Annotated in this window: 25 protein-coding genes; 18 read left to right on the top strand and 7 right to left on the bottom strand. The window is 37.1% G+C overall.

The window, feature by feature from the left end:
• Positions 1-5 precede the first annotated feature (5 nt).
• From AC6UDB_RS01460 to AC6UDB_RS01450, 3 genes are all read left to right on the top strand, one after another.
• Entirely contained in the window at positions 6-611 is a 606-nt protein-coding gene (locus AC6UDB_RS01460) for a nitroreductase family protein (RefSeq protein ID WP_500708952.1), read from the top strand.
• An 898-nt stretch (positions 612-1,509) separates the two neighbouring features.
• Complete coding sequence (locus tag AC6UDB_RS01455) at positions 1,510-3,090, top strand: YfhO family protein (protein ID WP_500708951.1); 1,581 nt, start codon at positions 1,510-1,512, stop codon at positions 3,088-3,090.
• A 119-nt stretch (positions 3,091-3,209) separates the two neighbouring features.
• The gene (locus AC6UDB_RS01450; protein WP_500708950.1) at positions 3,210-4,256 is read left to right on the top strand and encodes an acyltransferase; all 1,047 of its coding nucleotides are present in this window, start codon (positions 3,210-3,212) and stop codon (positions 4,254-4,256) included.
• A gap of 59 nt (positions 4,257-4,315) precedes the next feature.
• Here AC6UDB_RS01450 and AC6UDB_RS01445 read toward each other — a convergent pair whose 3' ends face one another.
• Positions 4,316-5,443 carry a DUF3290 family protein gene (locus AC6UDB_RS01445; protein WP_500708949.1) on the bottom strand — a complete coding sequence of 376 codons (1,128 nt, stop codon included), beginning with the start codon at positions 5,441-5,443 and terminating at the stop codon, positions 4,316-4,318.
• A gap of 368 nt (positions 5,444-5,811) precedes the next feature.
• On the opposite strand from AC6UDB_RS01445, the gene AC6UDB_RS01440 reads away from it, so the two are divergent.
• The 5 genes from AC6UDB_RS01440 to AC6UDB_RS01420 all read left to right on the top strand — a co-directional run bounded on the left by AC6UDB_RS01440 (position 5,812) and on the right by AC6UDB_RS01420 (position 9,982).
• Entirely contained in the window at positions 5,812-6,345 is a 534-nt protein-coding gene (locus AC6UDB_RS01440; RefSeq protein ID WP_500693352.1) for a hypothetical protein, read from the top strand.
• Positions 6,342-7,541, top strand: coding sequence for a hypothetical protein (locus AC6UDB_RS01435; RefSeq protein ID WP_500708948.1), 1,200 nt, complete (start codon positions 6,342-6,344; stop codon positions 7,539-7,541). The genes AC6UDB_RS01440 and AC6UDB_RS01435 overlap by 4 nt, the downstream gene beginning before the upstream one ends.
• A 64-nt stretch (positions 7,542-7,605) precedes the next feature.
• Positions 7,606-7,779, top strand: a complete 174-nt coding sequence (locus tag AC6UDB_RS01430) for a hypothetical protein (protein ID WP_500708947.1) — start codon at positions 7,606-7,608, stop codon at positions 7,777-7,779.
• The gene (locus AC6UDB_RS01425) at positions 7,779-8,039 is read left to right on the top strand and encodes a hypothetical protein (RefSeq protein ID WP_500708946.1); all 261 of its coding nucleotides are present in this window, start codon (positions 7,779-7,781) and stop codon (positions 8,037-8,039) included. The genes AC6UDB_RS01430 and AC6UDB_RS01425 overlap by 1 nt, the downstream gene beginning before the upstream one ends.
• A gap of 107 nt (positions 8,040-8,146) precedes the next feature.
• Positions 8,147-9,982, top strand: a complete 1,836-nt coding sequence (locus tag AC6UDB_RS01420) for a putative glycosyltransferase family protein (RefSeq protein ID WP_500708945.1) — start codon at positions 8,147-8,149, stop codon at positions 9,980-9,982.
• 52 nt (positions 9,983-10,034) lie between these two features.
• Here AC6UDB_RS01420 and AC6UDB_RS01415 read toward each other — a convergent pair whose 3' ends face one another.
• Both AC6UDB_RS01415 and AC6UDB_RS01410 read right to left on the bottom strand, forming a co-directional pair.
• Entirely contained in the window at positions 10,035-10,181 is a 147-nt protein-coding gene (locus tag AC6UDB_RS01415; protein WP_500708944.1) for a hypothetical protein, read from the bottom strand.
• Positions 10,165-11,211: a zinc-binding alcohol dehydrogenase family protein gene (locus tag AC6UDB_RS01410; protein ID WP_500708943.1), complete on the bottom strand. Its 1,047-nt coding sequence runs from the start codon at positions 11,209-11,211 to the stop codon at positions 10,165-10,167. The genes AC6UDB_RS01415 and AC6UDB_RS01410 overlap by 17 nt, the downstream gene beginning before the upstream one ends.
• 131 nt (positions 11,212-11,342) lie before the next feature.
• Between AC6UDB_RS01410 and AC6UDB_RS01405 the strand changes: the two genes are divergently transcribed.
• Positions 11,343-11,840: a methylated-DNA--[protein]-cysteine S-methyltransferase gene (locus tag AC6UDB_RS01405; protein ID WP_500699003.1), complete on the top strand. Its 498-nt coding sequence runs from the start codon at positions 11,343-11,345 to the stop codon at positions 11,838-11,840.
• A gap of 129 nt (positions 11,841-11,969) precedes the next feature.
• Positions 11,970-12,728, top strand: coding sequence for a hypothetical protein (locus AC6UDB_RS01400; RefSeq protein WP_500708942.1), 759 nt, complete (start codon positions 11,970-11,972; stop codon positions 12,726-12,728).
• A gap of 42 nt (positions 12,729-12,770) precedes the next feature.
• Here the strand turns inward: AC6UDB_RS01400 and AC6UDB_RS01395 are convergent, their stop codons facing one another.
• On the bottom strand, positions 12,771-13,652 hold the full coding sequence (locus AC6UDB_RS01395) for a hypothetical protein (protein WP_500708941.1): 882 nt from the start codon (positions 13,650-13,652) through the stop codon (positions 12,771-12,773).
• A 614-nt stretch (positions 13,653-14,266) separates the two neighbouring features.
• Between AC6UDB_RS01395 and AC6UDB_RS01390 the strand changes: the two genes are divergently transcribed.
• The 6 genes from AC6UDB_RS01390 to AC6UDB_RS01365 all read left to right on the top strand — a co-directional run bounded on the left by AC6UDB_RS01390 (position 14,267) and on the right by AC6UDB_RS01365 (position 19,338).
• Positions 14,267-14,650, top strand: coding sequence for a helix-turn-helix domain-containing protein (locus AC6UDB_RS01390; RefSeq protein ID WP_500708940.1), 384 nt, complete (start codon positions 14,267-14,269; stop codon positions 14,648-14,650).
• 71 nt (positions 14,651-14,721) lie between these two features.
• Positions 14,722-15,516, top strand: coding sequence for a hypothetical protein (locus tag AC6UDB_RS01385; RefSeq protein WP_500708939.1), 795 nt, complete (start codon positions 14,722-14,724; stop codon positions 15,514-15,516).
• A 72-nt stretch (positions 15,517-15,588) separates the two neighbouring features.
• Entirely contained in the window at positions 15,589-16,134 is a 546-nt protein-coding gene (locus AC6UDB_RS01380) for a hypothetical protein (protein ID WP_500708938.1), read from the top strand.
• A 158-nt stretch (positions 16,135-16,292) separates the two neighbouring features.
• Entirely contained in the window at positions 16,293-17,807 is a 1,515-nt protein-coding gene (locus AC6UDB_RS01375; RefSeq protein ID WP_500708937.1) for an FGGY-family carbohydrate kinase, read from the top strand.
• Positions 17,808-17,941: 134 nt separating this feature from the next.
• On the top strand, positions 17,942-18,985 hold the full coding sequence (locus AC6UDB_RS01370; RefSeq protein WP_500708936.1) for a ketopantoate reductase family protein: 1,044 nt from the start codon (positions 17,942-17,944) through the stop codon (positions 18,983-18,985).
• A 155-nt stretch (positions 18,986-19,140) separates the two neighbouring features.
• Positions 19,141-19,338, top strand: a complete 198-nt coding sequence (locus tag AC6UDB_RS01365; protein ID WP_500708935.1) for a hypothetical protein — start codon at positions 19,141-19,143, stop codon at positions 19,336-19,338.
• Positions 19,339-19,416: 78 nt separating this feature from the next.
• On the opposite strand, the gene AC6UDB_RS01360 is transcribed toward AC6UDB_RS01365, so the two are convergent.
• Both AC6UDB_RS01360 and AC6UDB_RS01355 read right to left on the bottom strand, forming a co-directional pair.
• The gene (locus tag AC6UDB_RS01360; protein WP_500708934.1) at positions 19,417-20,745 is read right to left on the bottom strand and encodes a replication-associated recombination protein A; all 1,329 of its coding nucleotides are present in this window, start codon (positions 20,743-20,745) and stop codon (positions 19,417-19,419) included.
• 133 nt (positions 20,746-20,878) lie between these two features.
• Positions 20,879-21,823 carry an NmrA family NAD(P)-binding protein gene (locus AC6UDB_RS01355; protein WP_500708933.1) on the bottom strand — a complete coding sequence of 315 codons (945 nt, stop codon included), beginning with the start codon at positions 21,821-21,823 and terminating at the stop codon, positions 20,879-20,881.
• Between the two features lie 146 nt (positions 21,824-21,969).
• Between AC6UDB_RS01355 and AC6UDB_RS01350 the strand changes: the two genes are divergently transcribed.
• Positions 21,970-22,143 (top strand): hypothetical protein, encoded by a 174-nt coding sequence (locus AC6UDB_RS01350; protein WP_500693369.1) that lies wholly within the window; start codon positions 21,970-21,972, stop codon positions 22,141-22,143.
• A 47-nt stretch (positions 22,144-22,190) separates the two neighbouring features.
• Here the strand turns inward: AC6UDB_RS01350 and AC6UDB_RS01345 are convergent, their stop codons facing one another.
• Positions 22,191-22,712, bottom strand: coding sequence for an HdeD family acid-resistance protein (locus AC6UDB_RS01345; RefSeq protein WP_500693370.1), 522 nt, complete (start codon positions 22,710-22,712; stop codon positions 22,191-22,193).
• Between the two features lie 314 nt (positions 22,713-23,026).
• Here AC6UDB_RS01345 and AC6UDB_RS01340 point away from each other — a divergent pair, with 314 nt between their 5' ends.
• Positions 23,027-25,690 (top strand): YfhO family protein, encoded by a 2,664-nt coding sequence (locus tag AC6UDB_RS01340; RefSeq protein ID WP_500708932.1) that lies wholly within the window; start codon positions 23,027-23,029, stop codon positions 25,688-25,690.
• The last annotated feature ends 57 nt before the right edge of the window (positions 25,691-25,747 follow it).

Raw genomic sequence — 25,747 nt, 5'->3', positions numbered from 1 at the left:
GGAACATGGAATTAAAGAAACAATTCTTAGATCTTGAGAAGAATCGACGAACTATCTATGACTTGGGTAAGGATGTACCTTTCTCACAGGACGATCTATATACTTATATCAAGGAATTAATTAAATACACACCAAGTGCCTTCAACGGTCAGACGGTTCGAGCTGTGGTACTTTTCAACGAGAATCACGATAAGTTATGGGATATCGTTGAAGATGCCCTTAGAGAAAAGGTGCCAGCAGATGGCTTCCTTCGCACCAAGGCAAAAATCTCAACTTTTAGGGATGCCTACGCATCAATCTTATTCTTTACTGATATGGACAAGGTTAAAGAATTGCAGGGTCAATTTAAGACCTATCAATACGAGATGTACAACTGGTCTGAAGAAGGACAAGGAAACGCGCAGTTCGCGGTTTGGACAGGTCTTGAAGAAAATGGCTTAGGTGTTAACATTCAACACTATGATCCATTGATTAATGCTCAGGTGGCTTCAACGTTTGATATTCCGGATCACTGGCAGTTACGTGCTGAGATGAACTTCGGTTCAATCAACACTCTTGCTAGCGAAAAAGATTTTATGGATGATAACAAACGATTTAGAGTGCTTAAATAGAATAATACGTAAAAAAGCATGAAGACAGAATCTTCATGCTTTTTTTGTTGGATAATTTTGTTTTTACAAATAATTTCAAATGATTATTTAAAATTAAATTTAATAGCTGGATTTTACCTTCAAGTGATCTAAACATTTTGTCATTAATGCCTAATGTAGATTTGTACTGCTTAGAATTATCTAGGGTCCTATTTAAGCCATGAGTAATGTCTCTTGCGGGATAGCCTGGAACTTTACCTGCTAGATCTCTCATTCTATCCAAAAGTGTTAGCATCGTGTTAATTTAAGCACGCTTTCTTTTTGTTTCCAAAAAGTTCAGACTATATCTTCATCTTTATAAAGATGTTGTGCATAAAGATGTTGGGCGCTCGTGTCTATGTTATTGTTTTCACTCAATAGTTAGTCGTTGCACTTTCAGTCAATTATTTCAGAGTATTGACTGCTTAGCTCAGAGTTGCCATGCTAATGTTTAGGTTTTCTCTGAATTCACCCAATGCTAAGTTTAATGTTGCCATTAAACAGGGCAATACCAGCTAGTGTTTTATGTCCACCGACAATATTATAATATTAGCATAGTTATCTCATATTTCCTATTTAAATTATGATGTTTTACTTATAAAACAAGATTTGGATGATATTTTTTCAAAACTAGACATTTTGATTTAACTGTTGTATTTTTCACTCTTATTGATATACTATTCCTTTTTTTAAAAGTTCTGATATGATTATATATGTATTTAATATTTATTGACCATGAGGTGCTATTATCACAAAGTGTAAAAGAATCATTCAAAAACATCCAAATTTAGTTATTATTTTGTTATTCATACTATTGAGTATTTTGATTCTACTTCCGTATCGTTCCACACCAATTGTTTCGTGGGATTTGCCATTTCATTTGGCACCATTAAATGAAGCTTTTGGTTATATAAAACATGGTAATTTAGCTAAACTATTTCCCGATATTTTAACTAAGACAGGTGGGAAAATAGGGTATCCATTGAATCTATTTTATCCATCTTTTATGTTAATTCCTGACTTGTTGCTTAGGATGATCGGATTTAACTCTTATAATGCATATTTTATATTTTTATTTTTCATTACTTTAGCAACTTTTATTTCTATGTATTTAGTTTCTGCTAAAATTAGCGGAAGTAAATTTGCTGGACTTGTAAGCTCATTAATATATGTATTCTCTCAATATAGAACTTTTGATATGTTTCTCCGACAAGATATTTCAGAAGTTATGATCTTTATTTTCTTGCCAATATGTTTTTACGGACTATATCAAATTTTATGTAAAGATTATAAAAAATGGTGGGTTCTATCTATTGGAATGACGTTAGTAGTTTTGACACACATAGTGTCTGCTATGACGGTTAGTCTGTTACTCTTTTTGAGTTTAGGATTAGTTTTGTTCAATTCTGATAATTACAAATCCAGGATCAAAAGATTTTTGTACCTTATTTTTTCCGGACTAATTGCTATTTTTAGTAGTTCAATATTTTTATTACCATTATTAATAAATCATCACCAATATAGTCCATTACTTATAGAAACAGAAGATATTAATTTATTGGGAAGAGCTCCAAATTTAGAAACAATGATTTTTGGTGGATTTTCAAGTTGGCAAATGGGATTAGGATTAATTACAATTGTAGCTTTCATTTTCACCATTTTTTGTTTTAAAAAAATGGATTCATTTTACAAATATTTGTTTGTAGAAAGTATTATATTTGTTTTAATTGCTTCTAATTTATTCCCTTGGCATGCATTACAGCCGATATTTAGGATGATCCAATTTCCCAATCGATTTTATCTTATTATTGTTTTTCTTGTTTCCATGGTTGGGGGAGAATGTATTAATGATGTTTTAATAACTCAAAATGTAGATATTAATTTAAGAAATAAAAGCTTTTTTTTGGTCTTATTCTTATTACTTTGTCTTGGATTGTCGTTATCTTCTTCTGAAAAGATTAAAAGTGATCCTGCGGGTTTGAATGGACAATCATTTATTGTTTCTAAAGAGACATTTGATAAAGAAACTTCTGAATTTCATAATGTTTATGATTATTTTCCCGCTGAATCTAAAAATTCCGTTCCTTCACTTCTGAAACACTCAATTCCTGAGATTAATGGTAAGAAGTCCCACATTAAACAAATAAGTAGATCTACATCATATAACCAAATTAATTATGATTTAGTAAGTAAGAATAGTACTGATTGGATCAAAGTTCCTAATATTTATTACAATGGCTTTCATGTTTATAACAATGATAAGGAAGTTCCGATTAAGGTTAGTCCCGAAAAAGTGATTCAAGTTAAATTACACAAGGGACGTAATAATCTTAAGGTTATTTATAGGAAGACAGCTCTACAAATCGTTTCAATTTGGATTAGTTTAGTCACATGGATTTTTCTTTTGTTTTTACTTGTTAGAAACTTCTTAGTTAACCGAAGAAATAAACTGAATAACTAGTTTTAAAGGAGTGGAGAAATATTTCTTCACTCCTTTATTTGATTAAAATTATATTTTTTGTTAGTTAAAAATCTGATACCATTGTAATTGTGTTAAAAATTACATAATTAGGAGATAGTATGAAAAAAAGATTAACTTATATTGATGTAATCAATATTATTGCAATTATATTTGTTTTATTTATTCATTCATCTTGGGATTTTACTCCAAGTGCCTTAGGAATATTTGATTCAGCGGTAAGAGCAATTGTTGCGCCAGCAGTATTTCTATTTTTAATGAATTCCGGAGCAACATTACTTGGGTATCGTGATAAGTATGACACGCAAGTATTTTTTAAAAAGAGGTTTTTTAGGGTTGTAGTTCCATTGCTTGTGTGGAGTATTGTCTATTATATCGTTGACTCAATGCTTAAAAATCCGCTTCCAGATGTTAATTATGTTCATCCCAATCCTAGTATTGGTAATTTTATTACTAGTTTTTTCTCTGGAAACATTAATGGGGCTTTCTGGTTCTTTTACTGCATTATTGCATTGTATTTACTTACACCAATTTTATCTGTGCTTTCTAAAAATCATAAAAATGTTTTATTTTACATTGTAGTATTAGACTTTCTATTCAATAGTTTGTTTTTATATTTGAATAATAACTTATTCCATATGAATTTATCTCCATATATTTTTCCAATTGCTTCTACGAGTTATGTTGGATTTTTCATTATGGGGTATTTAATCAAAGTAGGTTACTTCGATCGAAAATGGCTAAAGATTATGAAATGGATTGCACTTTTATCCTTAATCATTTCTTTCGTCATTGCATTACTTATATTTAAGGGATTACCGCCAGTTATCAATAACTTAAAAGAATATGGTGGACCATTATTGTTCATATATGTAATTGGACTTTATCTTTGGATTAAGGATTTTGTTGAGTCACACAAAATCTTTGTTAAGCCTAAGTTTCAAACTTTGTTAGCTAAAGTTGCTTCAGTTAGTTTAGGAATTTATATCTTGCATCCTTTCTTTTTGAAGTTATTTATGTACGTGACAAAAACAACGTTTAGTAGTTGGCTTGATATTCTGGTCATGCCATTATTTACTTACGTAGTTTGTGGATTAGTGGTTTATGTAATTAAAAAGATTCCGTTTGTAAAAGATATTTTACCTTAACGATGTATATATACAAAAATAAGCCTAATCCATCTGGATTAGGCTTATTTATTTACTATCTATTTAGTTTTCTTCAAACTCTTTCTCTTCTTTGGATACAGAACAAGATCAAGATTACCTTTCGATCCAAACTGACCTAGGTAGACATCCTGAATGGTGCATCCCTGTTTCTCACACATTTGTTCAACTTGGTCGTCATTTAAGTTACGACGTTTAGCAACGTTTTCGTTTAGTTGACCATCGGTAATAATCGGGTAGTTCATGGTAGGTTCATCGTTTAACGTTACGGTCAACTGACCGTTTTCTTCAAGAGTGGCGTTCTTAACGTCCTTGAAGTCGTTAACCCCGTGAGTTCTTAGTTTGAAAGCAAGCTGATTAGCAGTTAAACCGTTCCGCAATGCACGGTTGACGTTTACGACACCATTTAAAATCAGTATCTGCGGACTTCCGTTGATGAGCTTGTTCAGCGTATTACTCGTTCCGGTTAAGAACTTACTTGCAAAGACGATGACGGACCAGATTAACAGAATAATGACAAATTGAATTGGAGTGATGTCTTGGTTGTAAATAACACCACCAATAATTCCACCAAGAATATAGTTCTGGAGTTGATCGACGGCGTTTGACGGAGCCAGGTTACCTTTACCAGAAAGGTTAATCTGTAAGACAATCATGATGAATCCAATCAGGAACTTCAAGAAGATGGTCCAATATTGAGAGTCACTACTACTCCACGTGAAGCCACCCTTGTTGATATGCTTGGGTTTAGATACTAGTTTTGTTGGGGTGACTGTGTAGTTGGTCATGTCAGTATTGAAGTGAACCACGTAGGCGTCTTTTCCCGCTTGAATCGTCATTCCATCAACCAGATTATTGCTACTAGCATACATCTGGTTTAGCGGAACTTTTTTCTGTTTACTGATGTTTTTCATGATTTGGACGGTCTGAGTAGTTTGACTATCAGCGTTTTTTTGCTGAAAGACTCGGCCCGTCTGCATCGCGATAATCAGTGCCCCTAACATCGTAACTAGGATGAATAGGCTTCGAAATCTTAGATTACTTCTATTTCGATAATAGAAGATCCCAGTTCCAATGATGACCAACGCAATCACAATGATTAAACCAATGAATATGTAGTTGGTAAAATTGAAATTGTGGGAAATAAATGAATATGAATAAAGCTTCACTACTCTCACTCCAGTTCTGTATTAGTTATGTAACAATTATACTCAATTCGGGCGGTTTGTGTTTTATATTTAGCAAGAAATTAACTTTTTGTTTATTTTATTGTCTGGCAGGACGTGAAAATAGTATTAATCTAAAGCTTATGAAAGTGATACAATGGTTTGTGCTATAATATCTGTATTATTAACGTGTCTATTAATTAAAATTAATATATACATTAATCGTATTATCATTTATAAGTAGGAGTGGTATTATCAAATATTCAAATACGCAATGGGTTATATACAAAGCCTCTGAGCTACTATCTAGCAAACTATTTGTATTATTAATATTACTGGTAGCGTTTGTTATTTTAGTCCTTGGATATGTTTTGATCAGAAATAGTTACTATCAAGACAAGGCAAGCAATAGCCATGGCATCAAACCAAATCATAAAAAAACAGGTGTATGGCTGGTTTGTATTGGGATCGTCTTCATCGGAATCTTTTTTGTTGGCTCTAAGTACGTTAAGGCTAGAGCGGTGGACCCGAATGAGATTGAAAGGACGAATCAAGTTAACTTTGATGAGACTGGTACGATCACCAACATTAATCAATCTGATGATAATTACTTGTATGAGATTAAGGTTAACGGTAAACGTAAAAATCAGACCGTCTATGTCTCGATGCTTGATAAACCCGTTAGCATGGACGTTCAACCGCCAATTCATCCCTTCAGTGGGACGATAATTACGCAACCAGTGATTAGTAATGCAACGGTGGGCAGTAAAGTAACATTAAGGTCATGTAAATACGACTTTAAGTATAAAAACCATAAGGATTTTGTGCCTAATGACGATTCTGCTAATAAACAGTTGAAATTATTAAATGAGAATTACGTAAATGGAGTTGTAACCGAAAAATGATAAAAGATTCAATTTATTTTTTAAAAAAACATGAATCTTCTTTGTATCTGTGTGCTCTGGTAGTCGGAATCCTCGATGCATTAGTTGGGACCACGATGATCATTAAAATGCATCCAGTCATTGGACACGTGTTACATTTATTGCTCCTGTTGGCGTTTGTCTATGTGTTTTTTAAGATTTTTTTCTTTGATAACTTAAAGTCGGTTTATTTGGTGGGAATTTTTGTCCTAATTACTTTCATATTCATAAATGGTCATTTTGCTAGAGACCAAAGTTTGTTGTATACGATGGTGTTTCTTGTTGGTATGAAAGACGTTCCGATTAAACGAATTATTAAAACGGAAATAATTGTTACGATCTGTGTGATTGGGGTAGTTATTTTATTTTCAGCATTTGGCATTTTGCCGAATCTGCAATTCCCCCGAAACGGATTAATTCGCAATAGTTTAGGTTTCGTTTATCCATTATTATTGTCATCAGCGGTCTTTTTCTTGAACGTTGCGTTAGCTAGTTATTTATTGATTAATAAAATATCGTTTAAGAACAAACTGATTGGCGCATTAATAATGGCGGTTGGAACGATTGCCATCTACTTGATTACTGATTCCAGAACCGATCTGTTGCTTAACATCGCGATCGTGATTGTTATCATCCTTTCATGTTTTTCCATTAATTTAAGAAATCGATACACGAAGATACTGGCGGAACTGACGCCACTATTGATTGCCTTCTGGACCATCATATCAATGATTTTTTATAAAAATGATAGTCTTTGGTTAACTTTAAATAAGCTTTTTAGTAACCGGTTGGCTCTGGTGCATGAAGCCTATTTAAAGTACATGCCAGGCATGCTTGGTCAATACATCAAGCAGCGTGGAAACGGCGGTAAGGTGAGTGATGTCTTACATTACTTTTACATTGATTCCAGTTTTTCACGGGTGCTGTTTATGGATGGTTACATTGTGTTTGTAATATTGATGGTTTTAATTACCATTGGACTCGTTCGTTTATTGTCGAAAGACAGTGCGGTGGCCTCATATTTAGCCTTGATTATTATCATTACCCTAATCGAAGGGGTCTTTACCGACCACATGTTTTACGCTAATAACGTCGCTTTGTTTATGATTGCCGGTCAGATCATGGAACTAATCAGTCAACGTGGTTCTAGTGAGGGCCTTTTAAAGAGTGCCACATAAGTAGTTTATTAAAGTGCTTTGTAATTACTAGGGTGAATCTAGGAGTTACAGAACGCTTTTTTTTGTGAGTAAATTTGTTTCAAGCAAGCTTAATCGGATTGAAAATGATAAAATAGTTCAAACGAAACAACAGGATAATTTATTTAAAGCGGCCCAAAATTCAGCAATTTTTAACACGTGGACGACTGATCATCACGATTTTGCTACCAAAACGGGGAAACTAAAGGAGTCTTTTTAATGGAGTCAAAAAGTAAAGAGGAAGTATTAAATAAGAAGATTAAAAATTTGCACAACTTTGCGAACTGGGGGTTAACGCCACTAGTTGTGATTTTTATCGTGGTTTACTTTTTAACTAAGCCAACCTCGATCTGGACGATTTTATTGGCATTACTAGTGGTCTTTACGACGTTTATTGTTTGTGTAACGGCGCTAGTTTACATTCACCAGAAGAAGAAACTCCAAAAGGAATCCGATCAACAGAATTCTGATCAAAAATAACGAGATAATGGCGGTACGATAGGTAACCGTCTTTTTTTGTGGCAATTAATTAGTGTATAATCGATGATAATTAAGAAGTTAATCACAATTACTTATAAGAGGAAATCATGAAGAAGAATAAATATGCTAAAACGACGCTAGCGGTTCTTTTAATTTTGTTAGCGGCCCTTTTCTTGGTTGGAATTCAGTACTTTTCACACAGTATTCTATTAGGAAACGACTCGCTCTTTCATTCTAACCGCATTTATGACGTTGAAAGACAGCTTCAGACCGGCAACTTCAACTATTTCATGACTAACTACAGCTTCAATCAGACCGGACGAATCGTCAACGCGGTCTATGGACCTTATATGGCATTTATCTTAGGCGTAGTTTTGCTAGTGACTAAGAGTTGGTTTAGCTTCCAGCTGGTAACGAGTTTTGGATTGTACGTAATCGCTGGACTTGGTTCATACGGCTTGTTTCGCCGGGTCAAGGTCAACCGTTTCTTTGCCACGGCTGGCGCAGTTATTTATTTGTCACAGAACTTCATTACCGGTTGGCAGACTGATGCCCAGTTTCTAGCTTGGGGTGCATCCGTCCTGCCGTTTGCGGTGATGGTGGCTCTCGATTTGCTGGACGGTTCACCGAAGAAAATTCACGTGACGTTAGCGTTAGTCGTTGCGATTTTACTTGAGATGCACATCCTGAGTGCCTTGTTCACGGTTATTATGCTGGTCCCGTTTGCGGTCGTTGGTCTTTGGCGTTCCCGAGCTAAGTGGAAGTATCTTGGGAAGATTGCGTTGAACGTGCTCTTAACGTTGATTTTGGCTGGAAATTACTTCGTCGGTTTCTTGAACATTTTTGGGAAAAACGAACTCATGCCACCGTTTATGATGAAGGACATGAGTACGTATTCGGCTAATTTTAATTTTTATAATAACTTACCCAATGAAGTTGGAATTGTACTGACACTGATTTGTGTTTTCCAGTTGGGTTACATGATTATTGCCAAAAAGAAGAATTTGACTAACATCGTGGTCACGATTGTGGGTGGCTTGTTTCTCCTAGTGTCATCGGCGATTCTCCCTTGGAACGCAATGGGTGAGAAGTGGACCTACATGCAGAACTTCATCCAGTTCCCGTACCGTTTCTTTCCGTATGCGGCAATTTTGTTGGTGGTGGGTTTCTTCATGTCACTTAGTCAGATTAGTAGTGACTGGTACGAAAAAATCAGCGCATCGCACGGTGATATTCGTTACAACTACATGAAGATTTTCATGGGAATTGTGGTATCCGTTATGGCGGTTGTTGCGCTCTGGTTTGCGTATTCAAACGTTCAGTATGGTGTAGATGTTTGGCATAACCCCAAGAGTTCCCCAATTAAACGTAACATGATTCGTGCCCTTCCAAACGTGGAGACGCCACGCAAGTACCTGCCACCTGCTAAAAGTCCATTTAAGAAGGATTTGAGCGTGAAACAGGTTCGCTTAGACTTTATAAGTGGTAACCTTGATAAGCCATTGCGCGACGTTTCTGAGTCAAACGGAGACTACTTGCCAAATGATTCTGGTAATCCCAACTTTAATTCGGTTGGATCGCAGTACCATGCTGATGTCATGAATAATCATGGCTTTAAAAAACAAGTGGACCATAATGGTGATTTAACCGTTAAGTGGAACACTGATGCCAGTCAAACGAAGAATGGCTACCGGACGGTTCCGGTAATCTTGTACCATAGTTCGACGGTTAAACTGAACGGGGCCAAACTTAGTCGTAATCAATATCGCGTTTCCGATATTGGGTCGGCAAGGGTTAAAGAAAAGTCCAGTCAGAATCAGTTGACGGTTGGATACCAAAATCCAGCACATTTCATGGCAGTGGTTGCTCTGTCGATATTGGCATGGATTGTGACGGTCGGATACGTGATTGTTAGAGGAATCTATCATTGGTTAAAAAAATAATAGACATACAAAAAGGATTGAGCCGTTGAAAAAAGTTCAATCCTTTTTAATGTTAAAGATTATTCCAGTTAATTCCCTTACTAATATCAGAATAGTGATCAGGATTCTGGTCCTTTTGGCCTTCAAGTGCCTCTTTGAGTTGACCATTCTTTTTTAGTTCTTCGGTTTCCCTTGTGGCACTATTATTTTTCGTTTTCATCATTGGCCACCACGACTTTCCCAATCATTTGCTTACTTTCGACTAACTTGGTAGCTTTTCGTAAATTTTCGGCATTGATGGGATCGAACTGCTTGGTCATGGTGCTTACTAAATTCCCCTCATCGAGCATGATACTAATCTTATCCAGGATTTCGTGTTGGGTAATCATGTCAGGAGTATGGAATTCGGATTTGGTAAACATGTATTCCCAGGCGAAGCGAGCACGTTTTTCCTTTAATTTACTCATGTCGAGTGACTTGCCAGAGCCGGTGATTGATACAATTGTGCCAGATGGGGCAATTAACTCACAGATTTCGTCCCAGTACGCGTCGATGTTACGTAAATCTAAGATGTAGTCAACGTATTTGAAGCCCTGGTCGTGAATCTTTGAAACGATGTCATCGTGGTAGTCAACAACGATGTCGGCGCCGTGATCGAGTTCCCACTGTTTCGTCTCATCTTTTCCAGCAGTGGCAATGACTTTGAGGTTAGCGCGGTGGGCCAATTGGGTCGCAATTGAACCAACTCCACCAGCACCATTGATAATTAAGATTGATTTATTGTGGTTCTGTTCGTCACGGTCGTAAAAGTCAATGTTCATCTGTTCAAACATGGCCTCCCACGCCGTTAGGCTAGTGAGTGGCATGGCGGCAGCGTTAGCATTGTCTAACTTCTTCGGGGCAATGCCAACGATGCGTTCGTCAACCACCTGATACTCACTATCGCTACCTGGACGAACGTGTGAACCGGCGTAGAAGACTCGGTCACCAACACTGAAACGATTGGTCTTAGAACCAACTGCCTCAACGATTCCAACGGCATCCCATCCGATAATTTTCGGTTCTTTTAGTGGTTCTTTTTGAGCTTCACGGGTGAAAACGTCCACGGGATTAACCGAAACGGCAGCCACTTTTACTAACAGATCGTGTGGTTCGGGCTTGGGTACTTCGGTGGTGAAATCAAACAGACTCTTGGGGTCATCAATTGGTAGATATTTTGTGTAACCAACGGCATTCATTTCTTTAGTCATAAGCGTTCTCCTTTTTCGTATTCTACCCCTAGGATACCACGCGGACGGCGATAATTGTTTCCCTGGAGTTAGGTTACCATCACATTTTATGATAAAATGATGATATGGAAAGAGTGGGATGAGGTAAAAAAATGCAAAGATTGTATTGGGATTCCGTTCATGTTAACGGGGATAAAGTCTTCTTCACGATTGACGATCATGGATTGAATTTCGTAAGCAGTCCAGGTCAAGGAGTGTCTCAACTGCTTGATTTTTATACGAATGATCATTTTGAGTACGCCAAAAATAGTGAGCACAGCTTGCAGTATCGTAAAACAATTAAAAACTATTTGCGAGGTAAGTCAACCAGTCTTGATTTGCCAACTGATTTTATGGGGTACGGTTCTGATGAAGACCGGTTGGTTTGGAACGAAATTGCCCAGATCCCGTTTGGTGAATTAGTTACGGTTTCCGATCTGGCAGACCGTTCTGGTGTTAGTCAGGATAAAGTGGAGGCTGCCATTTCAAGAAGTCCCATCTGGATCGTGTTGCCACTTCACCGGGTAACGGATCGAAACGGACGTTATCCATACCGGACAAACGAAATGACCCGTGATTTCTTGGTAAATCTTGAGCATCCTAAAAAGTAAATAATGAAATCGAGATTTCAGTCGTGAAGTCTCTTTTATTTTCGATAAATTGGTGTGAAATGACTTTTGTAAAAATGAGTGATGTTGTATAGTCATAATCACAATCAATTAATGAATGGAGTATTTAAAATGAAACATATTATTAAGGCAGATAACGGGCGAGTGTTTAAACGATTGGTAGCGACAGGAGTCAACGATAACAGTAATCAGTTTGATTTCAACAAGGTCAGACCGATTCCGCAACAAATTAGGGACGTAATCGTCGATAATTATTTGTCAAACGCTGCGATTGGGGTGTACATGGTTAACGTTGACTTTAACCGGGATGATATTCCGTCGACGGTGGAAGCACTAGCGGCTGATATGAATCACAATGGGGATGAATTCTACGACCACGTCCAACGTGACCAGCAGAAGTTCCTTTCAACTTTCATGGAGGTCTACGGTCAATTTGAACAACCCATGGATGACAAGATGAAAGAGGCCACCATTGCTTCACTACAACGTGGCTACATTGAGGCCAAAAAGTATTTGATTAAGGACAACATTGACTTAGAGGTCTTTCAGCCATATGATCCAGAGAAAATTTTGCAACCGGACTTAAGAGAGGGTTTTCAAGGCATTGACCTGAACGTACTTGCTTGGTTGTCCAAACAGGGTGAGATGTTGATTAATAACTACATTGCCTTTCAGGCCTTTAATCAGGAAGACTGGACCAACGAGAACTGGCGCATTACCGAAAATGCGTTTGATACTGAGATTGATAAAAAAGAAAATACCATTACGTTTCATACCAATGAAATTGTCGGTTTAACCGATTTATTTGAGACGTTGTTGATTAAATCCGATGCCCAGGCGGATGATGTGAAGTATATGTATGAGTTGTAGGATAAAAAAGCTTAAAAAGCCACCAAAATTATTTTGGTGGCTTTAATTTTTTATAAGAAAATAAGAGGTATTAACTGGATTTTTATATAGATTTTCATAATAATCTTGCTTAGTTAGTCCATTGAAATTATTAATAATATTTGTTGGGAGTCCAATCATATGTTTCTGTAAATTTTTATAATTATAAGAAATTTTATTTACTTCATCACTTTTAGATACATAGATGATTTCTAATTTAAGAGAAGCAAAAGTACAATTCTTACCATCTGTGTATTCATATTTAAGAATTTCAGTTGGTACAATAAAAATTGAGTCATGGGCCTTTATAACGGGAACAATATAATTATCTTTAAAATTACGATCTCCACTTTCTTTGAATTCCCAAGTCATTTCTATTTTGCAAGTTGATGCATCATTTGAAGAGGTGTTAAGAATGCGAAAACAGTAAATATCATTTACTTTTTTATTTTCAGTGTCTTTTGTATTTGTTATGGGCTGATTATTACTTGATGCATTCAGTAGTTTATCGAATAATATCTTTTTTTCATTACTTGATGTATCTATAAAAACGTATTTCCCTGCAAATGGTCCGTTATTCCAACTCTCTATATAAAACATAACCCTGCTGTTATCAATTTGTCTTTTGTCATCTATTCTTTTTTGTTTATTTACTTGGATATATATGCCAATAATACCAATAATTGCCCCCAAATAAGAACCTAATAACCCTAGCCATCCGTCTGTTGTTCCTGTACCCCATCCAAATAGAGTATTAGAAATTTTTAAACATAAATAAAGTATAACTATGGGAGAAGTTATGATGGTGATTACTTTTTTATGTGATTTTAAACAAAAGAAAATGTATTTTATTACCCTAATGAGGTGGGCACAAACATATTGGATAAGATTGTTAATTTTGTTCATAGGTTAAGTATTCTCCATTTATATAGATTATTTAGTTTAATTCTCTCATATTTTGTACCAAAAAATTAAAAAGACTTAACTTTAATATAGAAAACCTATAAATATAATTAATGTGTAATATGCACTATGTAAACCATTTAGTTAATTAATTTAACTGAGTTTTTTATTATGGGTTAATTTATTATGCTGTTTCTGATTAGAAACAAATGAAATAATGATCTTAACCAAGAAAGATATGGTGATAAACATTGTGAATAATGCATCTAATAGTAGAATTACAAGTGTTTTAAAGAAGAGCAAAAAGAATTGATCAACTTGGCAAGTAAGTAGACGCTCTAAAAATTTAGATACCCAAATTAAATTAGAAATGGATTCAACAGGAAGCATGAATTTTATTTATGACAATCTTTCTTGGAATGACTATGTTTGTGGTCCAGAAAGTGACACTCATATTCCACCAATTTCTGGAGATATTTGGGTGTTCGGGATAACGAGATTAAATTATGATTTGTATTTAAAATTTCAATTGAAAAAGAAGTCAGTATATTGGATTTCAATTCATATTGCTGAGTATACAATACCCTATCGTTATAATAAGTAGAAGGGAGAAAATAATGACAAAATTATTATATAATCCAGAAACAGACCGAACTGGTCAATACCTAGATGTTTATGAGAATAAAACTCTGAATTTTAAAGGTGTAGACGTTAATATTAATGAACACTTTCTCATTGATGAATCAGGTGAAAAGTGGCTTGATTTTGACAATCCAGATGAAAATATCTATAAAATATTTAATGCTTACCGAAAATTAAAGGGATTTATGGATCCAAAAGACGTGCGAAGACTTAGAAAAAGTTATGGATTATCTAGCAGAGATTTTGCTAAAACATTGGGAATGGGATATGGAACGCTAAACCAAATTGAAAATAACCATATTATACAAAACACCCAACAGGATGCATTGTTTTTGATGAAAAAGAAGATGTTCATTTAAGTTTACTAATAATCACATGGTATTCTATATTATAAATGTAAAATAATTTTTATTATGAAACGAGGGATAGTATGTTATATAGTTTTAGAATAAAAGAATCAGTATTGAATAATATTCTTGAGAGTAATGATAATGAAGAAAGAAAACATAATGTGTTAAATATTAAAGATGCCTTTTCTAAAGAATTAATAGAGAAGAGTATAAATAGTTACACAAGAAAACAACAAGATAACGTGCTTTTGAATGGTGATAGCTTAACTAAAGATTGGTTTAAAGAAAATAAAAATTTGAATATATTTATTTCTCATTCGCATAATGACATTAATTTAATAAATAAGCTATGTTCATTTTTGAAAACCAATAGTGAATTTAAACCGTTTGTAGATTCTGATGTCTGGGGTGATTGTAATAAGTTGATTAATAATATTTTGAAAGATTATTGTTTAAATTCAGATGGTTCATATAAGTATAATGAATCAATGTTTGTTGCCTCCCATGTTTATATAATGCTAATGAACGCACTAAATCAAATGATTGATAATTGTGCTGTTTTTCTTTTTGTAGAATCAGATGAGTCTATTATGGATGGAACAACATATTCTCCATGGATTATGGAAGAATTGAAAACACAAAATAGAATTTATATTAATAATAAAAAGGCATGGATATTAATAAATAAATTATTAAAGAGTGAATCAAGAGATAAAACGAATAAGAGTATAAAAGAGAAAAATCAAATAAAAGTTCCAGTAATTGGATATAACATTAATGATATCGTCAACAACATGTGCTTACTTAATGATGAAGAAGAAATTTCTGTAGAGATTTCTAGGGTTTTAAAATTAGATAGTAATTTAGAAATTTAAATATAGATAACGATTTTAGCTTGTGAAGGTTGTGATATTATTTTAAATTCAAATAAAGTTGAACATCTTAAAATGATAGAGAATGTAATTGATCGTTTGGGTGGTAATTCATTTAAGATGAAGGGATTATGTATTTCACTTTTAGCTGCAATATTTACATTTGTAAAATCTACCAGTTCTAGCTTTGATAAAAATCAACTTTTCATCATGTTGTTTGGTATTGTTGTGTTATTTGAAGCAATAGGGGCCGAATATTTATCTTTAGAAGTTGCTTATCGAAAATTATATGATAGTTGTAGTAGAGAAAACAATGGTGATATTACATTCAGTATGAATATAAAAAATTACAAAGGTGGAACTTTAATTAAATCATGGTCTTCAAATGTTAATAATGGTTTTTATAATGGTGTGTTGTTTTTAATGACTGTCCTTGTTTATTGGCCGTCTTTCCATTTGATGCAGTTTGTTATAGTAACCCTAGAAGGTGTTTTGATATTCATTTTATGCACTATTCATTACAAACTAACTGATTTTATTTATGAATACAACCTTGGTAAAGGTAAAAACTGCGGATTTGTGGCGTTTATCCACGCTTTTTTCTTTGTTATTCATAATTAATTTATTTAGTTATTTTTATATAATATAAATTACATGAGATGCTCATTCTTGCATCTCTTTTTTATTCCATTTTATGTTCACTCATTAACAAATTACTCCCAATAAGCTAAACTTATGTTATCAAAACAGCTCACTTTATTTTTCAAAGGAGACTTCCCATGACCCAATACATTTTAGGAATTGACATCGGCACCTCAAGCACCAAAGCTATCTTGATGACGACTACGGGTGAAATTATTGCTCAAGACAAAGCTTCGTATCAGTTAGAAACACCACATCCAGAATGGGCACAAGAAAATGCTGACGACTGGCTCCAGGCAGTGACGTCTTTGATTAAAAAATTAGCCCGAAAAGTCGATAGTACTCATATCATTGGCGTTGGCATCGACGGTCTTTATGGAGGTTCTGGAGTTCCCATTGATAAGAACGGGCAGCCACTCGGTCCCGCGTTAATTTGGATGGATCGCCGGGCTACAAAAGAAACCGAAAAAGCGCTGAAACTCGTTAGTAAGTCCGAACTGATGGACATCACTGGTAACTTGACTGATCCGTACTACGGTTACACTAAAATTATGTGGTTGAAACAAAACAAGCCGGAGTTGTACCGCGACACTTATCAATTTTTGCCACCAGAATCGTACGTCATTTATAAGTTGACGGGAAACATCAGCATTAATTATTCTGCGGCTGGTAACTTAGCTGGGATTTTCAACATTAATGATGATGAGTGGTCACCTGAGCTGGCCACTAAATTAGGCATTGATTTAAATAAATTGCCACAGAAAATGATTGCTAGCACGGATGTTGCCGGTCAAGTCACTGACGAGTGGGCGCAAGAACTAGGCGTAAAAGTTGGGACACCAATCTTTAATACTGGAGTTGACGTTGGACCAGCGACGGTCGGAACAGGCGTCCTTGGCACGGGTCGTATGACGATTGCGCTAGGAACGTCAATGAATGCAGCGCTTGTGACCGACAAGCCACTTAAAGACGACAATCTGATTATTTGGCCATATGCTTACAAGCCAAATGAATACTATTATAACTTTGCCGGAGCTAACACGGCTGGCGCGGTAATTGCGTGGTTTACCCGAGAATTCGCTCAGGAAGTTGATAATAATAACAGTACGAAAATGCTGGACGAAGAGAGTAATCACGTTCCCGCTGGTAGCAACGGCTTGATTGTTCTACCATACTTTATGGGAGAACGCAGTCCGGTCTGGGACTCCAACGTTCGAGGAACCATCTTTGGGATTTCAATGACGACAAAGCGTTACGAGTTATTTAAGGCGTTTCAGGAGGCCATTGCCTATTCCGTTCGTCAGAGTATTGAACAGTTTGGTGATCACATTGGCGACTCATTTACTCTAGTTGGTGGTGTTAGCAGTTCTAAAAAAATGGTCCAGATCATTGCGGACGTGACGGGTAAAATCGTCAAAACAACCGATTCTGGTGGTGAAGCCGACCTCGGAAGTGCCATTCTAGCTGGAATTGGCTTGAATCAAATTCAACCACAAGCAGTCCAAAAGTGGGTCAAGATTAATGAAAAAATTGAACCCAATCCAGAAAGACACGAAGAGTATAACAAGTACTATGAGTTGTATCGTTTGGCGTATACGGATACGAAGGGCTTTTATAAGAAGTATAGTGAGTTGGTTGAAAAACAAAACTAATATAATGTGAGTGCTAACTATTTAAGTGGTTTAGCACTTTTTATAAGCCCTCGTTTTTGACATTCCCACTTCACAGCGACATACTTCTCCATGTATTCCAAAGTATTCCAAAAAAAGAAAGAAGTATGGTAATAATGAAAATTGCAGTCTACGGCGCTGGTTCACTTGGGACCATTATTGGTGCATATCTCACCAAAGCATACGGCAAAGGCAACGTGGATTTGATTGCCAACAATCCCCAGCACGTTAAGGATTTAAATGATCAGAGTGCGACGGTTACCGGCACGGCTAACTTTACTGTTCCTGTCACCGCCAAAACTCCGGATGAATTAAAATCGAACGAGTATGATCTCATCTTACTTTTGACCAAGCAGACTCATAATGGTGAAGTTCTCCCCAAGGTTAAAGAAGTGTTGAAACCGGATGGAACTTTGGTTTCACTTCAAAACGGGGTTCCAGAAATTGCGATTTCAAAGGTCATTGATCCCGCAAACATCGTTGCTGGTTCGGTTGAATTTGGTGGGACCCAACTTAACCACACGGAATCCGAATTGACCACGGCACTTCCTGCCTTTGAAAATGCGGCGTTTCAGATTGGTGAACTTGACGGGAAGGACACCGACCGCATTAAGAAGGTCAAAGACGTGTTGAGTCACGTTGGTGGCACCGCCATTTCCGATAACTTACTTGGAACCAAATGGTCTAAACTTTTGGTTAACTCATCGTTTAGTGGGTTATCAGCCGCAAGTGATGCTACGTTTGGCCAAGTTGCTGATAGTGAGGTTGGCTTAAAGAGTGCGCTAAATATCATCAAAGAAGGATTAAAGGTGGGTCATGCTGACGGTGTTAAATTTGCCAAATTGGGAAATCATGACCTCAGTTCACTTACTAGTGAACATCCTAATGATGAACCAGCACAGTTGGCCTACCTGAAGTCCGCGATGAACAACAGTAAGAACCTAAAGGCTAGTATGCTGCAAGATTTGGAGAAGGGCAGAAAGACTGAGGTTAATGACATCAATGGAGTGATCTCCGAGACGGGCAAGAAGTATGGAATCAAGACTCCATTCAACGACTTGGTCATTAAGATTGTTGAAAATGCCCAGGATACGGGTAAACTACCGAAGTTTGATGATACCATGGACCAGTTTCAACAACTACTTGATAGCAAATTGTAATTATTGTAATGAGGCTTCTTACAGTACGTTAGAATTATTCGTTGTTTACTTTTAAAATATGTAATATTATGAATCTCTAAAGGAACTTTGAGAGGTTCATTTTTTGTGTTTAAATATAAAGTGTATGAATTAATCGTATCTTAGAAAGGCGAAAAATGACTGTTGCAATATCAATCTTTATTTTTTTGTTTCTGGTCTGGTTACTGTTTGAGTTTATCAGCAGTGCGGCTTGTGGTTGTCTTTTGTTGATGTTTCTATTAGCCGCTACGATTGTTTTGTTTGCGGCTAATTTCTGGATTCTCGGACTGATTATGTTGGTATTAGTTGTATTTGGAGCGTTATTTAATTATTAGTGGTGTCGATTTTTCTTAAAATTACAGTAAATTAAAATTGTCAGATCTGATTAAACATCGGGCTGGCAATTTTTTGGCTTAATTTTTATTATCGTGTTGTTCATGCCACTTCTTGATCTGTTCCAGGCGTTCCTTGAACCGGATCTCATGGCCTTCACTCGTGGGTTTGTAGTAGACGTGGCCCTCAACTGAAGGTGGCATCGTTTTCATGGTGGTTAACTTATCTTGATAATTATGGGCGAGTTCGTATCCTTTCCCGTAACCCAAGTTTTTCATTAACTTAGTGGGAGCGTTTCTGATTTGCAGTGGAACGGGATCATCAGCGGTTTCCTTGACGTCTTTCTTGGCTGCTAATCGTGCCTTATAGAGGGCATTTGATTTTGGTGCGAGTGAGAGGTACGTAACGGCCTCTACGAGGTGGACGTCACACTCGGGCATCCCCAGAAACTGACAGGCCTGAAACACGTTAATGGCAACGTTTAAAGCATTCGTGTCAGCTAAGCCAACGTCTTCACTGGCAAACCGCACCAGTCGTCTGGCAATGTAAAGCGGGTCTTCTCCACCGTCTAGCATACGAGAAAGCCAGTAAATGGCGGCGTCAACGTCACTATTACGCATCGATTTATGCAAAGCTGAGATAATGTTGTAATGTTCTTCACCATTTTTGTCGTACAGCACAAACTTGTTACCGATCAGTTGTTTCAAGCCATCTAGTGTAATGGTAGTTACACCGTCTTTTTTGTCACCATTGAGGACGGCCATTTCCAGTGTATTTAACGCCTTACGGGCGTCACCGTTAGCAAAATTAGCAATCTCGTTAATTTCATCTTTGCCAATCTTGATGTTCTGTTTGCCAAAGCCATCCGGATTCTTTAAGGCGTTGTTTAAAAGCGTCACCACGTCGGACGGTTTTAGGGCGTGCAGGACAAAGACCTTACAGCGTGATAGTAACGCCGAATTGACTTCAAACGACGGATTCTCGGTGGTAGCTCCAATCAAGATGATGCTACCCTGTTCGACGTAGGGTAAAAAGGCGTCCTGTTGGGCTTTGTTAAAACGGTGAATTTCGTCGACAAAGACAATCGTTTTTTGCCCAATTGCTTGATCTTGCTCAGCCCGACGCATGATTTTTTTAATTTTGCTGATGCTGCTGTCGGCCGCACTGAAACTATAAAAGTTTGATTGCGTTTTTCTGGCAATAATTTCGGCCAAAGTGGTTTTACCAACCCCAGGTGGTCCCCAGAAAATCATGGAAGAAACCTGGTCGTTTTCAATTAGTTCTCTTAAAATTTTTCCCTCTCCAAGGAGATTTTGCTGTCCCACAAATTGGTCTAAAGTCTTGGGACGAACCCGACTGGCTAAGGGAACGTTTTGATCTTGATTATTAAAAAGTAATTCTTGCCGCATGGTTACTCACTTCGATTCTGCTAGAAAGTTTAGTCTTTAATTAAGTTTAAGTTAATACACTTGGGGAAATCATGCAATCAATGGGTTTAAAAAAGTTCTCTGACTAAAATTTTAATCAAAGAACTTCTTTTGCTTAGATTTCGTATGATGGTTTAGTGGATAATAAATCTTTAACCTGTTCATCAAGGGTTGGTAATGGTCTACCAATGACCTGCGGCAGGTCCGGATCGTTGTCAGTATTGTTTGCCAAGATTTCTTGATGAGTCATCCCGAATTTGACGGCCTGTTCGTCGATATTTTCATCTAAGACCCCGGCCCTGATCATGTCTTGGACACTGACCATGAAATTAATTGAACCCTTGTCATAGCCGCGTTTTGCTAAAGCTTGGCGGTAGTTGTCATCGTTTAACAAGTTAACCTTAAAGTCCCTGTTGGTGTTGGCAATGACTGAGGCTGCTAAGTCAGCGTAGGTGTGTTCGTTTCCATAGAACTCATAGACATCCTTGGTCTTTTCGTCGCTTGCCATGACCTTGGCCGCCGCAAACGCGTAGTATTTCTCTTCGGCCCAGCCAACTTTGCCGTCACCAGCGGAGAAGATAAAAGCCGCTCCCTTAGCGGAACGTTTGATGAGGTCGAGGTCGTTTTCTAGGTACCAGTTGTTTCTAAGAAAGGAATGGTTGATGCCAGTTGCCTCAATTAATTTTTCGGTCTTGGCGTGGTCCTCTGCTAGTGGCACCTTGGCGATGTCAGCGTGGGGGAAGCTCGTATAAGCGATAAACTTGACCTTAGCTTTGACGGCGGCGTTGACCACGTTTTCGTGTTGGACGTAGCGGGGATGTTCTGGATCAGGTTGCGATGAGACGAAAAGAAGCTTATCAATTCCATCAAAGGCCTGATTCAGACTTACAGTGTCATTGTAGTCACCCTTTCTGATTTCCACTCCCGCAGGATACATCTTTTTGGCTTTCTCAGTATTTCTGGCAATTACGACGATGTCTTCGACAGGGACCAGTCGAATCAAGCCCAAGATAGCACGCTCACCGAAACGACCCGTTCCAGCAGTAACTCCATATTTCATAGTATTTTCTCCTTAGTTTTCATTATCTAAAAACTAGCATTAATTTTTTCAAAAGGCAATTAAACCATTTTTGGAAATGATTCTTTATGAAAGCCACGATGATAATGATATAATGGGAACGTATAAACAGAAGAGGAGGGTTTAGTATGAGTGACAGAAGACCTAGTGAAAAACAAGAAAAGAACTTATTGCATAAGTTAGAAAAAGACGATCACAAAAAAGATCGTGGCCATGAAAACCGTTCAACCGATGGGAAAGAGATTCATAAACACATCGAACGTAGTGACCGTCCTGAAGAACCAAATAAGGACCGCAAATAATTAATGGTACAAAAAAAGATCGCGAATCCGCGATCTTTTATTTTTGGTTAGAATGAACGAACAATTAACAAGATTCCAAAGAACATGAAGTAAAATGCCACTAAGAATAATGCAACTGACATTGCCATGGCTGGTTGGAATAATAGAACAATTCCTAAGATCAAGCCAATAATACCAAGAATGACTTCAAACCAGAAGTAACCCTTGTGGTTTCTTTCGGCAAATCGACTGTACCATAGTTCAAACAATGAATCGATGATGAACCAGATTGATAACATCAACCAGATGTAGATTCCACCAACGGCAGGGTCTAAGAAGATCAAGATACCAATGATGATATCAAGCACACCGTTAATGACAAGCCAAACTGGTGACATCCCTAATGATTTGTCTAGTTGAGAAATTTCAGCAATCTTGAAGATCCCTTCAACGATTGACAGGATGGCAATGACGAAAACTAATGCCTTAAATGAGTTCAATGGATTCTTCAAAATGAAGAGTGATAAGATCACACTCAGGATTCCGATAACCAGTGAAAACGGGTCAAAGCCCTTTGTTTTACTAAACATATGAACACTCCTTTTTATTTATTAGCCTAAGCTTAAATTCATTTTACCAAAATTTAAGAAATAAACCACCATTGAAATGTTAAATGACGTAATTTAGGGAGATATTTAACTTTAAGGGAAGTTAATTGGAATAATTGACGTATCCTAGTTATGAAGGCTAGCTGGTTTTGTCAAAGACACTAGCGTTAAATGATTGAACTAACAAATTATTCCTAAAGAATTGTCACATTTGTTAGGTTACGTCACAAAAATATAATACAATGAACTGTGGTTACATAATTTTACAAATATTAATATCGAGGGATTTTTTAGCTATGAAAAAGAAAATGCATGTTTGGAAATACTACGCGGCCGCTTTTATCATTCCGGTCGTAGTGGCTTCCATCGTCTTCGCAATTTACGGAATAACACCATTTGGTAACCATAATCTACTTATCAGTGATTTGCTCACGCAGTACATGCCATTTTTTAAGTTACTTCGTGATCAAATGCTCCATCATACCTTTAGTGCATACTCGTTTTTGGTCTCGATTGGTGATAATACCGTTCCGATCTACACTTACTATTTAATGAGTCCTCTGAACTTATTGGTTTCATGGTTCAGTGTGGTTCACATGCCAATTCTGATCTCAATCATCATTTTGATTAAGATCGGACTAATTGGTTGGTCAATGGCCTTCTTTTTGAAGGTGAAGTATCACAGACAGGACATGATGCAAATCATGGCTGCCGTAGCATACAGTTTGAGTGGTTACGTTGCCCTCTACTTCTATGATTTCATGTGGCTTGAGGCCTTAATGATTCTACCGCTTTTAACCCTTGGAATTGAGCGACTGTTTTATAAGGGGAAATGGGGCGGATACGTCGTCGCTTTGACGGCCATCATTATCATGAATTACTACATGGGCTATATGCTGTGTATTTACTCTTTAATCTATTTTGTCTATCTCGTCTTTTTGAACCGTCCAACTAAAACTGGGTTTTGGCATTACCTAAAGGTTCATGGTTCCATGACGTGTAAGTACGTCATTAGTTCGATCATTGCCGCCCTGTTGTCGTGTTTCATGTTGATTCCATCAATTGTGGGGATGCTTTCAACCAGTAAGGGATTATTCAAAATCTGGGACTTTCTGCCTTATCCAAGGTTTAGTCCTGCTGTTTTTGTTAATCTTGGGGTGGGAGCCAATAACTTTATGGGCCGTTTGTCCCATGATCCCAGTATCTTTGTGGGTACGATCTTCATCATGGGCCTCCTGGTGTTCTGGTTATCGAAGAAGATTACGAAACGACAGAAACACGCTTCCTTCTGGCTAGTTGGGGCAATTTTCGTCGGGATGTGGATTACCACTTTTAACACTATTTGGCACATGTTCCAAAATCCAGCTGGATTCCCGTATAGAGAAGCCTTCATGTTCGGTTTTGTGACCATCATGTTCGCATATGAAGCTTACATTAACGGAGCGTTTAAGGACAATCGAGTTGTTAAAAACGCTGGTTTAATCGTTTCCTTCCTGTTAGTAATTGGGTACGGTTGTGGCGATTTGGTTGCCTTATTTAACCACATGCATCAGTATGGCATTCAGCTTATTGCTGGGAATTCCCACTTAATTTATGCTTTAATCTTTGTCTTAATAACCACGTTGTTGTTAATGGCAACGAATCGCTATGGCAAAAAGATTTGGTACCTGCTTTTCGCAGTCCTGTGCGTTGAGATGGGGGTTAACCTCTATCTCTCGCTTCAGGGACGACGGATTGATGCGTTTAGGAATGCTCCTGCAATGTTTGGGAATCAGAAAAAATTTGAAAATGCCTATAACCAGTCTAAAGGCATTATTGACCAAAAAGTTGATAATAAGAAGAATCAAACGACGTTCCATCGTAATGACGTGAATAATCAACTGTACAGTGGGATCTTTGATCAGGATTACAACCAGTATAATGATGGAATTATCTTTAATTACCGTGGGGTAAGTGGCTATAGTTCAACTTTAAACATGCATACTCAAGCAGTCCTTTCTAATCTGGGATTATCGTCAAGAAACGTGCGCCGGGTTAGCGTGATTGGTAGTTCGCCGATTACCGACCAACTACTTGGAGTTACTAATCGGTTAACCATTTTGAAAAATGGTCAGACGATCAATAAAAAGAATGAACGCTATAGTGGACTGGGCTATGCGGTTTCTGATCGGATTGTTAAGACCAAACTAAACAAGGGTCATGTTTTTAAGAACTTGAATCGTTTCGTTCAAGACGAGTCCGGAACCAAGAAGAAGTTCATGCATAAGGCTCAGGTTACCGTTAATAATTCTGGTAAGTACCGTTATCAGACGGTTGATCCATACGATACTAGACAAATGGATACGGTGGACGGATACAAGTATAATTTGACGGTTAATCCGGTTATTTCCGGTAACCAATACATGTATCTGAGCCAGGCCAACCTCTACAAGGATAAAATCTTTGTGAATGGCAAGAAGATTCCTGAAAGATACCGGATGATCGGGACTGAAAACGTTAAGTTAGGTCATTTTGATAAAGGACAGAAATTTACGGTTAAGATTATTTCTTCTAATAGTCTGAAGGAGAAGAGTCTATTAAAGAGCTTCTCTGGCTTAGACGGTGTGGCTTTCAATCAATTTGTTGACGAAACTCAGCCATACAAGCTGAGAGTGGATCATCCTGAGAACCTGAAACTTTCAGGAGCCGATTTCACTGGTCACGTTAAGACGAGTTCAAAGCGCAACGTGCTCTTATTGAGTATTCCTTATGACAAGGGATGGCACGTGACTGAGAATGGTAAGAAAGTCAAGACTTTGATGGTTGCTGACGGCCTTACCGGAGTGAAATTAAAGCCTGGTAAGCACACTCTTCACTTCCATTACCGCACTCCCGGATTAATCCTGGGATTGCTTTTGACCCTCGTTGGAATTTTGGGGGCATTCTGCGAGTGGCTATTCTACCGAAAACGAAATAAATAGAAATTAGCATTCCCAAAAATACTTTGGGAATGTTTTTTGTTATAATTGGGTTAGAGT

Source organism: Fructilactobacillus sp. X3R2C1 (assembly GCF_059901235.1).
The sequence above is the reverse complement of the archived record's forward strand: the minus strand, read 5'-3'. Positions and strand labels throughout refer to the sequence as shown.

What these genes read in the sequence shown, in the direction of transcription:
- AC6UDB_RS01395 (WP_500708941.1), bottom strand. Translation starts at nt 13,652, where the DNA reads ATGAACAAAATTAACAATCTTATCCAATATGTTTGTGCCCACCTCATT.
- AC6UDB_RS01375 (WP_500708937.1), top strand. Translation starts at nt 16,293, where the DNA reads ATGACCCAATACATTTTAGGAATTGACATCGGCACCTCAAGCACCAAA.
- AC6UDB_RS01355 (WP_500708933.1), bottom strand. Translation starts at nt 21,823, where the DNA reads ATGAAATATGGAGTTACTGCTGGAACGGGTCGTTTCGGTGAGCGTGCT.
- AC6UDB_RS01450 (WP_500708950.1), top strand. Translation starts at nt 3,210, where the DNA reads ATGAAAAAAAGATTAACTTATATTGATGTAATCAATATTATTGCAATT.
- AC6UDB_RS01365 (WP_500708935.1), top strand. Translation starts at nt 19,141, where the DNA reads ATGACTGTTGCAATATCAATCTTTATTTTTTTGTTTCTGGTCTGGTTA.
- AC6UDB_RS01425 (WP_500708946.1), top strand. Translation starts at nt 7,779, where the DNA reads ATGGAGTCAAAAAGTAAAGAGGAAGTATTAAATAAGAAGATTAAAAAT.
- AC6UDB_RS01385 (WP_500708939.1), top strand. Translation starts at nt 14,722, where the DNA reads ATGTTATATAGTTTTAGAATAAAAGAATCAGTATTGAATAATATTCTT.
- AC6UDB_RS01360 (WP_500708934.1), bottom strand. Translation starts at nt 20,745, where the DNA reads ATGCGGCAAGAATTACTTTTTAATAATCAAGATCAAAACGTTCCCTTA.
- AC6UDB_RS01345 (WP_500693370.1), bottom strand. Translation starts at nt 22,712, where the DNA reads ATGTTTAGTAAAACAAAGGGCTTTGACCCGTTTTCACTGGTTATCGGA.
- AC6UDB_RS01420 (WP_500708945.1), top strand. Translation starts at nt 8,147, where the DNA reads ATGAAGAAGAATAAATATGCTAAAACGACGCTAGCGGTTCTTTTAATT.
- AC6UDB_RS01350 (WP_500693369.1), top strand. Translation starts at nt 21,970, where the DNA reads ATGAGTGACAGAAGACCTAGTGAAAAACAAGAAAAGAACTTATTGCAT.
- AC6UDB_RS01390 (WP_500708940.1), top strand. Translation starts at nt 14,267, where the DNA reads ATGACAAAATTATTATATAATCCAGAAACAGACCGAACTGGTCAATAC.
- AC6UDB_RS01400 (WP_500708942.1), top strand. Translation starts at nt 11,970, where the DNA reads ATGAAACATATTATTAAGGCAGATAACGGGCGAGTGTTTAAACGATTG.
- AC6UDB_RS01410 (WP_500708943.1), bottom strand. Translation starts at nt 11,211, where the DNA reads ATGACTAAAGAAATGAATGCCGTTGGTTACACAAAATATCTACCAATT.
- AC6UDB_RS01370 (WP_500708936.1), top strand. Translation starts at nt 17,942, where the DNA reads ATGAAAATTGCAGTCTACGGCGCTGGTTCACTTGGGACCATTATTGGT.
- AC6UDB_RS01435 (WP_500708948.1), top strand. Translation starts at nt 6,342, where the DNA reads ATGATAAAAGATTCAATTTATTTTTTAAAAAAACATGAATCTTCTTTG.
- AC6UDB_RS01340 (WP_500708932.1), top strand. Translation starts at nt 23,027, where the DNA reads ATGAAAAAGAAAATGCATGTTTGGAAATACTACGCGGCCGCTTTTATC.
- AC6UDB_RS01380 (WP_500708938.1), top strand. Translation starts at nt 15,589, where the DNA reads ATGATAGAGAATGTAATTGATCGTTTGGGTGGTAATTCATTTAAGATG.
- AC6UDB_RS01405 (WP_500699003.1), top strand. Translation starts at nt 11,343, where the DNA reads ATGCAAAGATTGTATTGGGATTCCGTTCATGTTAACGGGGATAAAGTC.
- AC6UDB_RS01415 (WP_500708944.1), bottom strand. Translation starts at nt 10,181, where the DNA reads ATGAAAACGAAAAATAATAGTGCCACAAGGGAAACCGAAGAACTAAAA.
- AC6UDB_RS01460 (WP_500708952.1), top strand. Translation starts at nt 6, where the DNA reads ATGGAATTAAAGAAACAATTCTTAGATCTTGAGAAGAATCGACGAACT.